At 68.9% G+C, this 14,890-nt stretch carries 14 protein-coding genes; 4 read left to right on the top strand and 10 right to left on the bottom strand.

Annotation, left to right across the window (positions count from 1 at the left end; genetic code table 11):
• Positions 1–108: 108 nt before the first annotated feature.
• Positions 109–924, bottom strand: a complete 816-nt coding sequence (locus tag JOL79_RS31585) for an AraC family transcriptional regulator (RefSeq protein WP_210159597.1) — start codon at positions 922–924, stop codon at positions 109–111.
• An 82-nt stretch (positions 925–1,006) separates the two neighbouring features.
• On the opposite strand from JOL79_RS31585, the gene JOL79_RS31590 reads away from it, so the two are divergent.
• Complete coding sequence (locus JOL79_RS31590; protein ID WP_210159598.1) at positions 1,007–1,837, top strand: NAD(P)H-binding protein; 831 nt, start codon at positions 1,007–1,009, stop codon at positions 1,835–1,837.
• Positions 1,838–1,910: 73 nt separating this feature from the next.
• On the opposite strand, the gene JOL79_RS31595 is transcribed toward JOL79_RS31590, so the two are convergent.
• The 5 genes from JOL79_RS31595 to JOL79_RS31615 form a co-directional block, all read right to left on the bottom strand.
• Positions 1,911–2,855 carry an NADP-dependent oxidoreductase gene (locus tag JOL79_RS31595; RefSeq protein WP_210159599.1) on the bottom strand — a complete coding sequence of 315 codons (945 nt, stop codon included), beginning with the start codon at positions 2,853–2,855 and terminating at the stop codon, positions 1,911–1,913.
• A gap of 53 nt (positions 2,856–2,908) precedes the next feature.
• The gene (locus JOL79_RS31600; RefSeq protein WP_210159600.1) at positions 2,909–3,373 is read right to left on the bottom strand and encodes a GNAT family N-acetyltransferase; all 465 of its coding nucleotides are present in this window, start codon (positions 3,371–3,373) and stop codon (positions 2,909–2,911) included.
• Positions 3,374–3,421: 48 nt separating this feature from the next.
• Complete coding sequence (locus tag JOL79_RS31605; RefSeq protein WP_210159601.1) at positions 3,422–4,339, bottom strand: NADP-dependent oxidoreductase; 918 nt, start codon at positions 4,337–4,339, stop codon at positions 3,422–3,424.
• 254 nt (positions 4,340–4,593) lie between these two features.
• Positions 4,594–5,229, bottom strand: a complete 636-nt coding sequence (locus JOL79_RS31610; protein ID WP_230985873.1) for a TetR/AcrR family transcriptional regulator — start codon at positions 5,227–5,229, stop codon at positions 4,594–4,596.
• 61 nt (positions 5,230–5,290) lie between these two features.
• The gene (locus JOL79_RS31615) at positions 5,291–5,881 is read right to left on the bottom strand and encodes a TetR/AcrR family transcriptional regulator (protein ID WP_210159603.1); all 591 of its coding nucleotides are present in this window, start codon (positions 5,879–5,881) and stop codon (positions 5,291–5,293) included.
• A gap of 122 nt (positions 5,882–6,003) precedes the next feature.
• Between JOL79_RS31615 and JOL79_RS31620 the strand changes: the two genes are divergently transcribed.
• On the top strand, positions 6,004–6,912 hold the full coding sequence (locus JOL79_RS31620) for an SDR family oxidoreductase (RefSeq protein WP_210159604.1): 909 nt from the start codon (positions 6,004–6,006) through the stop codon (positions 6,910–6,912).
• 69 nt (positions 6,913–6,981) lie between these two features.
• On the opposite strand, the gene JOL79_RS31625 is transcribed toward JOL79_RS31620, so the two are convergent.
• Positions 6,982–8,055 (bottom strand): hypothetical protein, encoded by a 1,074-nt coding sequence (locus JOL79_RS31625; RefSeq protein ID WP_210159605.1) that lies wholly within the window; start codon positions 8,053–8,055, stop codon positions 6,982–6,984.
• Positions 8,056–8,164: 109 nt separating this feature from the next.
• On the opposite strand from JOL79_RS31625, the gene JOL79_RS31630 reads away from it, so the two are divergent.
• On the top strand, positions 8,165–8,983 hold the full coding sequence (locus JOL79_RS31630) for a LysR family transcriptional regulator (protein WP_307848837.1): 819 nt from the start codon (positions 8,165–8,167) through the stop codon (positions 8,981–8,983).
• Here the strand turns inward: JOL79_RS31630 and JOL79_RS31635 are convergent.
• Positions 8,980–9,756 (bottom strand): SDR family NAD(P)-dependent oxidoreductase, encoded by a 777-nt coding sequence (locus JOL79_RS31635; protein WP_210159607.1) that lies wholly within the window; start codon positions 9,754–9,756, stop codon positions 8,980–8,982. The genes JOL79_RS31630 and JOL79_RS31635 overlap by 4 nt on opposite strands.
• Positions 9,757–10,272: 516 nt before the next feature.
• On the opposite strand from JOL79_RS31635, the gene JOL79_RS31640 reads away from it, so the two are divergent.
• On the top strand, positions 10,273–11,283 hold the full coding sequence (locus JOL79_RS31640; protein ID WP_210159608.1) for a helix-turn-helix transcriptional regulator: 1,011 nt from the start codon (positions 10,273–10,275) through the stop codon (positions 11,281–11,283).
• Here the strand turns inward: JOL79_RS31640 and JOL79_RS31645 are convergent.
• Together JOL79_RS31645 and lanKC are read right to left on the bottom strand one after the other, a co-directional pair.
• A complete protein-coding gene (locus tag JOL79_RS31645; protein WP_269143980.1) occupies positions 11,244–12,317 on the bottom strand; it encodes a glycosyltransferase family 2 protein in 1,074 nt (357 codons plus the stop codon). The genes JOL79_RS31640 and JOL79_RS31645 overlap by 40 nt on opposite strands.
• 8 nt (positions 12,318–12,325) lie before the next feature.
• Complete coding sequence (gene lanKC, locus JOL79_RS31650) at positions 12,326–14,842, bottom strand: class III lanthionine synthetase LanKC (RefSeq protein WP_210159610.1); 2,517 nt, start codon at positions 14,840–14,842, stop codon at positions 12,326–12,328.
• Positions 14,843–14,890: the final 48 nt, after the last annotated feature.

Genomic DNA, 14,890 nt, shown 5'->3' on the forward strand with positions numbered 1-14,890 from the left:
ACAGCATGACCGACCTACTCCGCTGGTCGTGGTGGCGGCGACGCCATCAAGCCCGCGCCCGAGTCAGCCATTACCGGCGGCAAGCTGTTTACGAGCCCTGATCAGGAACTACGGCTGGAGTACTAGGGTCATTCGCCAGCCGGTGAGGTAGGTGAGCGGGGGTTCCCCGACCAGGCTGGTGAAGCGTGCGGCGAAGGCCGCGCGGGACATGCCGACCTGGGCGGCCAACGTGGCGACGGTCCATCGGCGGCTGGGAGCCTCGTGCAGGAGACGCAGCGCGTCGCCGACAGCGGGGTCGGCCAGCGCTTGGTACCAGGCGGGGAGGGGCGCATCCGGCCTGGCACACCATGCCCGCAACGCCAGCACGAGAACGAGGTCCAGCAGTCGGTGCAGGATCGCGTCCTGGCCGGGTTCGTCGCGGGCGATCTCGGTGGTGAGCAGGTCCAGAGCCGCCCTGGTCCGCGGACCGGCACGCACCACCGCCAGGGGCGGGAGCAGGTTCAGCAGGCGGCCGGCCACGTCGCCATGCAGTTCGTAGGCGCCGCGGAGCAGGGTTGTCGCCCCGGGCAGGCCATCGCCGAAGGTCCGGGGGGCGAGCGTGTGGCGGGCCCGCGTGGCCTCCTCGTGTCCCTCGATGGCGTATTTCCGTTGCCCACGGATCTCGACCTGGGGTGGAGTGGAAGGGTCGTCGGCGATCGTGTAGTGCTTCGGCCCCGTGATGAGGGCGATATCGCCGTCTTTGAGCCGCACCGTCGCGGCGTCGTTGTCGCCGAGCCGTATCGAGGCGTGGCCGCCGAGGGCGGCGACGATCGCCAGCGGTGGAGCGTCGGTGAAGGCCAGCGACCATGGTGGCCGCTGGATCAGCTGCCTGACCAGCGCGTTCCTGGCACCGGCTCGGTGCAGCAGATCACTCAGGACGTCCATGGCACCGACGGTAGACGATGACAAAGGTCTTCGGGATGTTCGCCCATGGACCGTCTTGGGGGCCGGGGAGTTTCCTGATCACATGACGAACGTCCTCATCCTCGGCGGCACCGGCAAGACCGGTCGCCGTATCGCCCGGCGCCTGCAGGCCGCCGGCCAGCCGGTGCGCCGGGCGTCCCGCACCACCGGTGACGTCCTCTTCGACCTGGACGATCCGGCGACCTGGGCGCCCGCCCTCGATGGCGTCGCGGGTGTTTATGTCATGGAGCCGAACCTGCAGGCGAGCATGGACCACGAGGCGCGCATCCCCGCCTTCGTCGACAGGGCGGTCGGTGCGGGTGCGCGGCGGCTGGTGCTGCTGTCGGCGCCCGCCGCGGACGACGACGATCACCCTCTCCACGCGGCGGAACAGGCTGTACGAGGCTCCGGTGTTGTCTGGACCATCCTGCGCCCGTCCTGGTTTTCGCAGAACTTCAGCGAGGCCTTCTGGCGTCTGGGGATCCTCGACGGGACGCTGGCTCTGCCCACCGGTGACGGGCGGGCGCCGTTCGTCGACGCCGGGGACATCGCCGAGGTCGCCGCGTCGGCCCTGACGGAAGACGGCCACGGTGGCCGCGTCTACGAGCTGACCGGTCCTCGGGCGCTCAGCTTCGGTGAGGCGGTCGACCTCATTGGCAAGGCCACCGGGCGCACCGTCCGGCACGTCGACGTCGACGCCGAGACCTTTGTCCGGCGCCAAGTCGCCTACGGCGTCTCGCCCAAGGTCGCGCGCCTCCTTACCGGGCTCCTGGTGGACATCCGCGACGGCTCGGGTGCCGCGCTCACCGACGGCGTCGAACGAGCCCTCGGCCGGCCACCCACATCGTTCGAGGACTTCGTCGCGCGCACCGCCGCCGCAGGCGACTGGAACTGACCAGGGCGCCCATCGAAGCCGGAACGGCGCACAGTCGTAGCCGGCCAGTCACGAGTTCGCTGTCTCTCGTCTCTCACGGACGAATACGGATGACTGTCTTCCCGCTGATGTGGTCGGTCGAGTTGAGGGCGGCGACGGCATCATCGAGGCCGGCGACTCGGCCGATGTGCGTCCTCAGCCGCCCGTGCCGCACCCGTTGCGCGATTTCACCAAGCTGCGCGCGGTCGGACACGACGACGAAATCGAGCGCCCGCCCGCCGATCGGCCGCGCCTCGGGCGGCCCGGCGACGCTCACCAGTGTGCCTCCGGTCCGGACCAGGCTCGCGGACCGGTTCCCGATGTCGCCGCCGAAGACATCGAAGACCAGATCGACGCGGCCGACGTCTTCCAGCGTGTCGTTCTCAAGGTCGACGAACTCCTGCACGCCGAAATCGAGCGCGGTCTGACGGTGAACGGCGCGTCCCGTACCGATGACGTAGGCGCCGGCCTCGCATGCGAGCTGCGCCGCCACCGAGCCGACCGCGCCCGCCGCCCCGTGCACGAGCACGCTCTGCCCCGCGACGAGGTGTCCATACTCGAACAGCCCCTGCCACGCCGTCAGACCGGCCATCGCGACGCCCGCGCCAGTCGTGAAATCGACGTCCCCAGGTAGCGGCGCGAGGTTACGCGCCTCGACCACGGCGTACTCCGCCAGAGTGCCGTCGCGGGTCCAGTCGGTGAGGCCGAAGACGCGTTGACCGACCGACAGGCCGGCGGCACCGTAGCTGAGAGCGGTGACCACCCCGGCCACTTCGTGGCCGGGGATCGACGGCGTTCGATCGCGGCCGAGCCGATCGACCCAGGTCGATGGCCAGTCCAGCTCATTCCCGGTGAATCCCGACGCGTGGACTTCGACGACGACATCGCCGTAGTTGGCGCCCTCAAGACTGGCCAGCCTCGCCACGTCCGGGTCGGGCCGCGCCACCAGCTTCATCCCCGCTTTTCCCGCGGCGCGGTCCGTCACCACTATCGCTTTCATCTGGACACCTCTCTCTGGCGTGACAGTTCCTCGGTTACGTTCAAGTACGGCGATCAGCTACTCGCCGGGCGTGCCCCTTTGGCCACGCCGGGGTGCTTCGGGTCGATGAGGTCGGCGTACTCCGGGTTGCGCTCGATGAACGTGCGCACGATCGGACACATGACGGTGACCGTCTTCCCTTGTGTACGCACGTCGTCGAGGGCCCTTCGGATCAGCTCCGTAGCGACGCCCCGCTTGCGGAACTCAGGGAACACCGAGGTCGCCAGCAGCACGAGCCGGTCCTCGCCGGCGACGTCGTACGGTAGGCCGCCGATTGCCCTGTCACCGGCGATCGCCTCATAGATGCCGGCCTTCTCATCGTCGACGACGTGGAAGTCGAACGCGGGGGCATGGGGATCGTCGAGAACCTCCGCGATGAGGACGGTCTGGTCCTGGCTGAGGGCGCCTTGCCCGTCGCGATGCCCGGCCTCGCCGGCGTGCTCGAAGGCGTGGTGGGTCGGCTCGATCGGGTCGGTCATCGGCGTGAGTTCCTTCGCTGGTTGTTCGTCAACGCGTGTTCTGGGCCGTTACGGACGAACGCGGATGATCGTCTTCCCCTTGACCCGCTCGGTCGGGTTGAAGGCGGAGACCGCGTCGTCGAGATCCGCGACCTGGCCGATGTTGGTCCTCAGCCGACCGTCCCGGACCCGCTGGGCGATCTCGCCCAGCTGCGCACGATCGGCTTCGACGACGAAATCGACCGCCAGGCCATCCTTCGGCTGCGCCTCGGGCGGACCGGCGATGGTCACCAGCATCCCTCCGGCTCGAACGAGACTCGCCGACCGCGTCCCGATGTCGCCGCCGATCACGTCGAAGACCAGGTCGACTCCGCCGACGTCCTCCAGAGTGTCGTTGTCGAGGTCGACGAACTCCTGCGCGCCGAAGTCGAACGTGGCCTGCCGGTCGGCGGCACGTCCCGTGCCGATGACGTGAGCGCCGGCCTCGCGAGCGAGCTGCGTCACGGCCGAGCCGACACCACCCGCCGCGCCGTGGACGAGGACGCTCTGCCCCGCTTCGAAGCGGCCGTGCACGAACAGCCCCTGCCACGCGGTCAGGCCCGAGATCGGCAGGCTCGCGCCCACCGTGAAGTCGACATCGCCCGGCAGCGGTGCGACGTTGCGCGCCTCGATGGCCACGTACTCCGCCAGAGTGCCGTCACGCGTCCACTCGGCAAGCCCGAACACCCGCTGTCCCACCGACAGCCCCCTCGTGCCATAGCCGAGAGCACTGACCACCCCGGCCATCTCATGGCCGGGAATCGACGGTGTGCGGTCCCGTCCGAGGCGATCGGTCCAGGTTCCGGGCCACGTCAGCTCACCGGGGGTGAATCCCGACGCGTGGACCTCAACGAGGACGTCGTTCCCGCCGGCCTGGGGCTGTGGGCGCTCGGCCAGGGTCATCCCGGCCGTTCCCGCGGCCTGATCCGTCACGACAATCGCCCTCATCGGGCACCTCCTTGTATCCGGGTGTCTGCCTGCGCGGCGCGCGCGACCCTGCCGGAACGGGACGAGCCGGCGGGCCGCGTGATCTCGGACCAGCCGCCGAGACACTGTCGCTCCAATCTATCTGGAAATAGGACGCTGAAGTCCAGTCACGCTGTGCGGGCATACACGCCCAGCAGTGTCGCGACACTCAAGTCTGGACTGTATCGTCCTACTTGGTCTCAGTCCGGATACCGGGACGGTGAAGCACCGCCCGGCTACTTCGCAGCGGAAGCAGAGAGACTCTCGATATGTGTGAGCGCCATGTCGATTGATGTCGCCATCGGTGTGACATCGCGCGCGGTCTGGGCGAGCATGTAGCCACCCTGAAGGGCGCCCATGAGGCCGATCGCGAGCTGGTCGATCGGCGCCTCCGGCGGAAGCACGCCACGGTCGCGGAGCCTGCGCAATACGTCCGCCAGGAGGCTCTGCCATTCGGTGAAAAGCCGAGACAGGGCCAGGCGTGCGGCATCGTCGTGATCGGAGACCTCGGTGGCCAGCGTGCCGAGCGCGCATCCGTAGGCGCCATGTCGTAGGGCGTTGCTCTGTACCAACGCGTCCCGCCAGCGTCGCAGGCCCGCGATCGTCGAGACATGGCCGAGGGCACCGCGCTCACGCTCGATGACGCGCTCTCCCACGTGGTCGACGACGGCCCGCACGAGGGCGTCCTTGCCGGAGAAGTGGTGGTACAGCTGCGACTTGCTCACGCCACTCGCCGCTACCACCTCATCGAGCGTGGTAGCCCCGACTCCCTGGACGTACATCAGGTCGGCCGCCGCTGTGACGATCCTCGCCCGCGTCTTCGCGCCGCGCGCCGTCAGGCGCCTGCCATTGGACGCGTCAGCGGTCGTCATCACGAATCCATGCTACTTATCGGGCTACTCGTCCCCGGCTGGCACGAGGGCCACGCTCCGTTCAGGACTGACCGAGATCTGAGTGTGGTTCTGGGGCCGACGTGACCGCGCGCAGTTCGGCGGCCACCTCGATGATCAGGTCGGTGAGCGAGGCGTCGTTGCCGGCCGCGACCCAGCGGGCGAACGCCACCCGGAAGACCGTGATGCCCGATTCGGTGGCCAGGGTGGCCGTTGTCTCGCCGACGCCCTTGTCACGCAGGGCGGCGGCGACCGCCGCCGCCAGCGAGCCCATCTTGCGCAGCTCGCGCTCCTGCAGCTCGGGGTTGGCCTCGATGACGGACTGGCGCACCCGAACCATGTCGAGGCGGCCGGCGAAGATCTCGTCCGCCACCCGGCGGAAGGCGGCGATAACGGTTTCGAAAGGGGTGGCTTCCGTCTCGGCGACCGCCTTGATCACGACCTCCTCCAGCAGCTTGCCGCCGCTGAAGAGCGCCTCACGCTTGTCGCCGAAGAGCCGGTAGAACGTCCGTTTGTCGAGGCCGGCACGGGCCGCGATGTCGGTGACCGTGGTCTGCTCGAAGCCGCGCTCGCGGAACAGCTCCAAGGCGGCCGCCTCCAAGCGGCCGCGCGCGTCCGGTTGCCAGCGGGCCATGCCGACGATGGTATCCGATGTCACACAGCGACATCCGTCCCGGCGGAAGCATGTCGCATGGTGACATCACGGTGGTACGGTGATGTCACAAGATGACATCGTCCTCTTTGGAAGGAACCACGATGCAGGTATTCGTCACCGGTGCCTCCGGCCACCTCGGCTCCGCGATCCTGCCGGAACTGCTCTCCGCCGGGCACCAGGTCGTCGGTCTTGCCCGCTCCGACGCGTCGGCCGCCGTGATCGAGAAGCTCGGCGCCCGGGTGCGCCGCGGCGACCTGTCCGACCTCGACGTGCTGCGCGAGGGGGCGGCCGCCTCCGACGGCGTGATCCACCTCGCGTTCCGCCACGACCTCATGTTGACCGGCGACATGGTCGGCGCTGCCGAGGCCGACCTGGTCGCCCTCAAGGCACTTGCCGACGGTCTGGACGGCTCAGGCAAGCCGCTGGTCGGCACGAGCGGGACAGCCATGCTCGTGCTGGGCGGCGTCGTCGGCCGCCCTGGCACCGAACGGGACGTGTTCCCGGGCGGGTACCGGATCGACGCGGAGAACTTCGTGGCCGACCTCGCCGCGCGCGGCGTGCGTTCCTCGATCGTCCGGCTTCCGCCCACGGTGCACAGCTCACTCGACCATCACGGCTTCATCCCAGTCATCATCGCCGCCGCCCAGCGGAACGGGTACGCCGCACACGTCGGCGAGGGCGCCAACCGATGGCCGGCCGTGCACACGCTCGACGCGGCCCACCTCTACCGGCTCGCCCTCGAGAAGGCGCCGGCCGGCTCGCGCCTGCACGCGGTGGCCGACGAGGGCGTTCCGTTCGCCGAGATCGCCGCCGCCGTCGGCCGCAATCTGGGCATCCCGGTCCGGAGCATCAGCCCCGAGGAGGCGGGCGACTACTTCGGCTTCCTCGGGCCGTTCGCGCAACTGGACAACCCGGCGTCGGCCGCGATCACCCGCGAACTGCTCGGCTGGACCCCGGCTCACCCCGGCCTGATCGCCGATCTGGACGAGGGGCACTACTTCCAGGCATGAACGTCAAGCGGCGGCCCGGGACTTGCTCCCGAGCCGCCGTCTCGGTTGGGGGCCCCGATGGCCGGCGACTCAGCGGGCGTAGGCCCAGATCACACCGCTGCCGCCAGTAGGTGCCGCGCCGACCGCCCATACGGAACGGCTCTCCGGCTGGATGGCGAGGTCACGGACGGACGCCTTCTGGTTCGGCGGAGCCGGAAACACACCCGGCTCGACACCGTCGGTGCCGATGTGCAGAAACCCGCTGCCTCCGCCCTTGGCGTCGTAGACGACCCAGGCCCCGCCTCTGCCGTCGGGCTCCGCCTGGGCGCGCGGCTGGATGCCCGGTTCGCCACGGACCCCGAAGCTCCAATCGCCCAGATAGCCGGACAGCAGCAACGTCTCACCGCAGAAGGGGTGCTTCGCACCGCCGCACGGCCAGGCGACCCAGCCGACGGCCATCACCCGGCCGGTCTCACCGTCGACCGCGACATCCGTCAGCTCCGAGATCTGGCCCGGGCGCGCGGACGGAATCGCTGGAAGCGCGACCGCGCGCCAGGCCGTGCCGGTCCAGCGGGCCAGAGCCGCCGTGCCCTTTACCGAGCCCGCCGCCCACGCGCCGTCGAGTCCTTTGACCACGATCGGCGTGCGGACCGTGCGCCACACCGACCCGGTCAGGCGCCGCAGCGTGGAGCGTGCCTTCCATCCGGCGCCACCGGCGGACGGGAACGCGTTGGAGTTCTCGATCACCCACAGGTTCTTGCCGATGGCGTACGCCCGATCCACCCGGCCGTAGCGCCATTGCTTGACCTGCCAGTGTTTGCCGTCCCACCGGGCGTATCGCGACGCGCCGAACGCCCAGACCCTGGTGTCGGACGCCGACGTCAGCCGCTTCACCCGGAAGCCCGGGCCGGTGACACGTGTGAAGGTCGACCGGCCGCCCTTCAACAGGAGCGACTCGGTGCGGCTCGACCCTCGATCCGGGCGCCTCGTCCCGGCGACCCAGACCGCCCCACCAGGCGTCACCGTCACCGCGTCGTACGAGTCGCGGCGGTCGTCACGGACGACACTCCACTGGCCGGCCGGCGCCACGGCGTGGGCGGCGGCCGGCCCCGCAGCGACGAAAAAGGCGACGGCTGCAGCGGTGCCGCGAAGCAATATGCCCATAAAGAGTAAGACGCGCCTTTCGGCGGAAAAGTTGGCATGCCTCCCGCGGGATCGCCGAGCAGGTCAGGGGGTGATATGCCCGGTTGTTACCCTGAGGGACGTGGACCGGATGGAGACGCGCGAGGTGGAGTACTTCGTCGCTGTCGCGGAGGAACTGCACTTCGGGCGGGCGGCCGAGCGGCTCGGCATCGCGCAGCCTCCGCTGTCGCGGACCATCGGCCGGCTCGAACGTCGGCTCGGAGCGCGGCTGTTCGAGCGGACCAGCCGCCGCGTCGAGCTGACCGAGGCGGGCGGCGTCTTCCTGGCCGAGTGCCGCCGGGTGCTCGACGCGATGGACACGGCCGTGCGGCGGGCCCGGCGTGCCGCCCAGCAGCAGCGGCTGGTCGTCACCACCAGGCCGGGGACCGGACCCGGGTTGCTCGCCGAGGTGGTGCGAGCCTACGAGCGGCTGCCCGGCGCGGCGCCGGTCGAGGTGGTTTTCTCCCACGACCAGCTGGGCGCGTTGCGCAGTGGCGCCGCGGATGTCGGGTTGATGTGCAGTCGCGGTGACCTCGGGGGGATGGCGACCGCCGATCTTGCCGAGGAATCCGCGGTCGTGCTGCTGCCGCCCGACCATCGCCTGGCCAAGCGGTCCGCGGTGGCCCTCGCCGAGCTGACCCCAGAGGACGCCTACCTCCAGTTCCCCCCGCCGGGCCCCCTGGATCAGATCGTCGACCTGGTCTCCTTCGGCCGGTTGATCGTGGTCGTCGGGGCGAGCGTCACCAACCGGATCGGCGACAGCGTCGTGGCGGTGCCCGTCCCTGACGTTCCGGCGACCCGGCTGGTGCTGGCGTGGCCGGACAGCGGTCAGAACACGGCGCGGACGCTGTTCGTCCGGACCGCGAAGGCGGTCGCCGCGGGCCGCGCCCCGCTGGGCCGGGCCTCCTAGACGAGTCCGAAACCGAGCTGGGTCGCGCCTCCGTCGGAGGCCAGCTCGACGCCTGTGATGTAGCCGCTCGCCGGCGAGGCGAGGAAGAGCACGGCCGCGGCCTGCTCCTCAGGCCGGGCGAAGCGGCGCAGCGGGATCGGCGCCACGTGATCCGCCCGCCACTTCTCCCGCGCCGCCGCGTCCAAGTCGGCGGCCTCGAGCGCGGCGTCCATCGCGGGCGTGTCCGTGGCGCCGGGTGCCAGCGCGTTGACCCGGATGCCGCGCCCGCTCAGCTCGTTGGCCCACGAACGGGCGAACGACCGGACCGCGGCCTTGGACGCGGAGTAGACGCTCAGCCCCTTCTGACCACTGGTGGAGGCCATCGAGGTGACCAGCACGATCGACGCGCCGTCGTTGAGCAGCGGCAGCGCCTTCTGCACCGTGTAAACAGTGCCTTTCACGTTGATGCTGAGGATCTTGTCCATGTGTTCGTCGGTGACGTCCGGCAGAGCGACGAACTCCCCGAATCCGACGTTGGCTACCAGGGCGTCGATCCGGTGGCCGTCCTCGGACACCCTGGCGTAAAGGCGGTCCACGTCGACGGGGTCGGTGACGTCGCTTCGCACGCCGACCGCGCCGTGACCGATCTTGGCGACCGCGGCGTCCAGTTCCTCCTGCCTGCGGCCGGTGATGTAGACGAGTGCGCCTTCCTCGGCGAACCGGTGTGCCGTGGCGAGCCCGATCCCCGCGCTACCCCCGGTGACGACCGCGACCCTGCCGGCAAGCTGTCCCATGTGAACTCCTGCTGTCTGACCCCGTTGCGAACACCTCGAGTTCACCACCGGTCTCAGGGGAGACCAATGATGACCCGGGTATCAGGCGATGCGTCCCAGGTATCGATGACCTGCTGCTTCCATGCGCACGGGGCGACGACGGAGGGCACCGGTATACGGTGCGGGAAATCGCCGAGACGTTCGGTGTCGGCCGACGGTCACCAGTGGGCCGCTCTGGTCGCAGGGACTTCGCCGCCCTGCGCCGAACACCGAACCCTTGGGATATCCCGCCGGCGGGTCCACATTTGTCACTCAGATGCCGGCAGCCGGCACCCCGGTTTCCGCTTCACGGCCAGCACCAATGACCCGCATGAGCAAAGTGACGGAGCGTCACACGACTCAGCGCACCGTCATGGATTGTGCACCGTTTAACGCTTATAGCCGCAGGCTCTCGCGCCCCAACAGGGGCCACGAGTACGATCATAAACGTCGCGCTTTGTCCGGTATCTGCATCCCGATGGAGGAGGCTGGGAAAGAGTGACTGTCAGGCCCACCGATGGCACTTCCGATCACCATGATCTCGCCGGTCTGGGAGTGTCAGAGGAAGAGGAACGCGTCTACAGAGCGCTACTTCGAGAGCCGAACCTCAATGCTCAGACGCTTGCGGCGATACTCGATGTCCCCGCGGCGAGAATACTTGAGAGGCTGCAGGCGCTGGGCATGGTGAAGTTGGGCTCGAACAACAAACTGGTCGCTGTCGATCCGAACATTGTTGTGGAACGGCTCATAGAGTTGCGCCTGGACAACCTTCAGACGCAACTCCAGCGAACGCTGTCGGCGCGCCATGTCGTTAGTGGACTCCTTCAGGACAAACGGAAGGATTTGCCGGATCCGCTGAACGTGGGTGTCGAACCGGTGGAGGGGCTGGACCGGGTCCGGGAGCTCATCGAGGAACTGAGTTTTTACACCCACGGCGAGATGCTCGCCATCCAGCCCGACATTTTCTCCGCTGAGGCCATCGCCGCGACCAGGCGAGGCGATCTCCGGTGCCTCAGGCGTGGGCTCTCCTTTCGCACTATCGTCCGGAAGGAGACGCTTGAGGACGAGGCGACGGCCCGCTATCTGCGGGAACTGGCATCTCATGGGGCGCAGATCCGGCTGGCCGAAGGCCGCCTGGAACGGGTGCTGGTCTTCGACCAGATCACCGGGATCGTCCCGCTCGACCCCAACTCCAGTTCCCGCGGCGTTCTCGTTATCCGGGCGGCGGGGCTGATCTCCGGTCTGGTGACGCTGTTCGATCGGATCTGGCGTGAGGCGATGCCCCACCCGTTCGGACTGCGGGAGGCGGACGAGGAACCGCCACCTTCCGAGATCGAGAGACAAGTGCTGAGCGCCATGGCACGCGGGGACAAGGACGAGATGGGTGCGCGCACCATCGGCATCTCCGTGCGTACCTATCGCAGCCATGTCGCCGGCTTGATTCAGCGGTTGGGAGCGGAGAGCCGGTTTCAGGCGGCGTTGCGCGCTCGTGAACGCGGCTGGCTCTGAACGACGGCACGCGCGATCTCCCGGATCAGCCCGAACTGCCGGGGCTGGACGACCGGGGCCAGCGTCGCGATGCGCTCGGCGTGCTCGGCCGTCGAGCATGACAGGATTTTCGCCAGGACGAAACGCCTCCGCTCCGGCACCATGACGATGTCCTGGACGATCTGCCCCAGCAGAATCATCTCCCTCTCGATCTCCGCATCCACCGCGCCGTCCCAGTCCAGCGGCCGCACGAACTCGGGAGTGGCCGCCATCTGCCGCATCCAGTCCTTCATGTCGGCCTCGCACGCCACGCGGAAGGCGTCGATGTTGTGGTCGCCGAGCAGTTCCCGCATCACGCCGTGCGCGATCACGGGGTCATCGAAACTGGCCAGAGGCAGACGATGCCTGCGGGTCATCCGGTGCCTTCGCGTGCTCAGGTCGTACCGCAGGACGGCGGTGGGCCGCAGGAGCGTTGTGACCTTCACCCCGGCGTCGGCCATGCGCAGCCACAGATCCCAGTCCTCGAGACCGGCGCCCACTCGCCATCCGCCGACCCGCTCGGCCAGGCCCTTCCGGTGAGCGACCCTCGACGGCTCGAACATCGGTCCGACCATCTGGAGTTGAGGGTGCCAGAACGCCCCCAGAGGCGGCAGCCGGGAGACGACCACGCCGGCGTCGTCGCGGTACTCGCAGCCGGCCGCCACCAGATCGGCGCCCGTGGCCTCCATGGCATCGAGCAGCACACGCAAATGATCGGCGTGCCAAAGATCGTCATGATCGAGATAGGCGACAACCCGCCCGCGTGCGTGGGCCAAGCCGTGGTTACGTGGCCCACTCGGGTGCCCTGACCGGTCGATCCGGTACAGGCGGATCCGGGGGTCGTCCCGCCCGGCCCGCCTGACCCAGTCCTCGGTATCGTCGGTGCACCCGTCGGAGACCACCAGAAGTTCCCAGGCGGCCAGAGACTGGCCGCGCACCGAGTCGATCGTCCTCATGATCGCTTCAGACCTGTTGTAGGTCGGGCAGATCACCGATACGTCCACCGCTATCCCCATTCCGCCCGTTACATGAAGGGCAGCCCCGGCCGCCGATCTGTGATCACCCCGTCGAGGGCCAGGAGTACCCCGGCCCCGCCGGTGGCCAGATCCGTAGAGATTCGTATGCTTTCGAAGCCGAGGAAGGCGACCTGGCCGTTATGACGGACCGCGTGCAGCCCGAGGCAGTCCAGGTGCTGAGCGAGTAGCGGGCTACCTGGCTCTTCACCCAGGTGGAGCAGGGTCAGGATGGTTCCGGTCTGCCCTTGGAACAGGCTGACCGTCCGGGACAGGGCTCTCCGCGACGCACTCCGGACCGCGTCGCGGGCCTGTGCGAATTGCTCGTCGAACCGGTGGGTGAGGAAACTGTGCAGGACCATCCCGGTGCCGCCCGCGCCCACGGCGATGGTCGTCCTGCGCCCAATGGCGCCCTTGCCCCATGTCCCTTCTGATGTCCAGCCCAGGGCGCGCAGGTCGCTGTGCAACAGGCGCTGCGCCGCGTCCAGGTAGCCGAGCTCCGAGGTCTCGGTGTGGAGCTGGAGAAGCAGCAGCGCGGCACCGGACGATCCCCGCATCAGGCCCGACGGGACCCAGCGGTCAGATGACGGGGCGGGGCGTTCGATGATCTGCTCCGCGATGCGCTCGGCGTCGTCGAGGTAAGTCCGGTCGCCCGTTCGCCGGGCGAAGTGGAGGTGGGTGAGCCCGATGCCCGCGAGACCGCCGAACAGCTCGTCCGTGTACCTCCCGGTTTCCTGAGCGCGGACCTGGCTGAGCAGATCGAGGGCGGCGCCGGTGCGGCCGAGGCGATCTAGAGCGTAGGCGATGCCACAGAGCCCGTTGTAGAAGCCAAGGGCGGGGTCGTCCAATCGACGCGCGGCCGACTCCAGCCAGTCGATGTGGGTGACGGGGACCTCCGCCCCAGTCTCCGCCAGTGCCCACAGGACGCCGGCCGCACCGTGGGCGAATGCGATTCCGCCTTCCGGAGAGAAGAACTGGGCGGCGTCCCCGGGGAAGAGCCGGTCGCTCCGCTCAGGGGTGGCGGTTGCCAGGATGCCCTCGGCGACGTCCTGGAGTGCCGTCATGGACGAGGGCTGGAACGCTCCGCGCGCGGCGCCGGCGGGGGAGACGGCCGTCAGATCGGCTATCGGACCCAGGTCGCCGCGCACCTTGGCCGCGAAGTCCTCAGGCACCGGGAAGTGCGCGCAGACGAACGCGATCACCTCGTCGATCTTCTGCGGCCCCCACGGCAGCAGCGTGCTGAGAGGGAAGAACAGGGCGAGGCGCAGGCAGCCGAGCGCATACCGGTCCACGGCTGGGCCGCGGTAGCCGGCAGGCGCCGTGAACCCCGGCGCGCCCTGGAGTTGGGCAACCTCAGGGTCCGTGCTGGCCGTCTCGAAGTCGATGAAGACCGGGCTGCCGTCCGGCCTGACGATGATGTTGCTGGGGTGCAGGTCCCCGAAGACGACACCTCTGGCGTGCAGCGCCTCGATCCCCCGCTCGATCTCGTCGAGGAGGTTCAGGGCCCATGCGGTGTACTCGACCAGTCCGTCTTCCGGGCCTTCCCCGCACACGGGATTGCGGCGGCCCAGTTCGACCACGAGCGGTTCGCCGTTCACATACTCGCGTACCAGGAAGTAGTGCTCGTACCCGATGCGGTAGTCGACCAGCCGGGGAACCCATGGCAGACCGCTGAGACGGTCCAGCACCTGGTGTTCCCGCTTGAGGCGTGCAACGGCGTCCTCCTCGTTGGCATCGACGCCGGCGAGCGGCCGGGCTTCGCGGAGCAGAACGCACCCGCCCGTCCTGGTGTCGACACCGCGATAGACGCCCCCTCCGTTGGAGAAGTGCAGCGCCTTCTCAACCGTGTACGGAAAGTCCTGGAGTGTTCCCGTGTTGCGCGCGGCCAGCGACTCCCCCAGGCAGTCGGGCATGGTGACCCAGTCCGGCGGATGAAAACCGGGACTCCGCCGATCGGGGACGAGCCGTCCGTCCGGGGCCTGCACGCAGTGCACCATCTCGCCGCTCTCGGAGCGGGTCGTCAGCGCCACGAAGCCGCCGTAGCGGACGTACAACGGTCCACTGCGCCAGCGCAGGTCGCTGAGAATGTAGGGGCCCTGTTCTCCCTCCAGGAGATCGCCCAGTTCGTTGAGGATGGTCTCGAGATGGGCCTCGTCCTGAGGATAGATGGTGATGAACTTCCCGCTGGAGCCGCGATCACCGTACTTGCCGTTACGGCGCATCAGGACCTTCCGGCTGCGGATGAATTTGAACGAGATGCCTCCGCGGACCGCATAGTCCCAGGTCACGTCCAGAATCCTGGCCGCGTTCTCCAGCCCGGCCGAGACGTGGATCTTCCAGCCCTGCGCGGGGAGCGCCGCCTTCGGCGGCATCAGCATCACCCACTCGGTGCCGACGGTGCGGTACCACCCCTCTTCCAGAGCACGGGTTGCGGCGGGAAAGTCGTCGTCCACGGAGACGCCTGCGGTAGGGAGGTCGAAATACGGGGTTCCGGGAGGGCAGAACGTGAGGTGCCGGGCTAGATTCATGATTCTGGTCGCCTTGGAGGGTAGGGGGTCAGGACGCGCGGAGGGCCG

This window comes from Microbispora oryzae (genome assembly GCF_017896165.1).
Classification (GTDB): domain Bacteria; phylum Actinomycetota; class Actinomycetes; order Streptosporangiales; family Streptosporangiaceae; genus Microbispora; species Microbispora oryzae.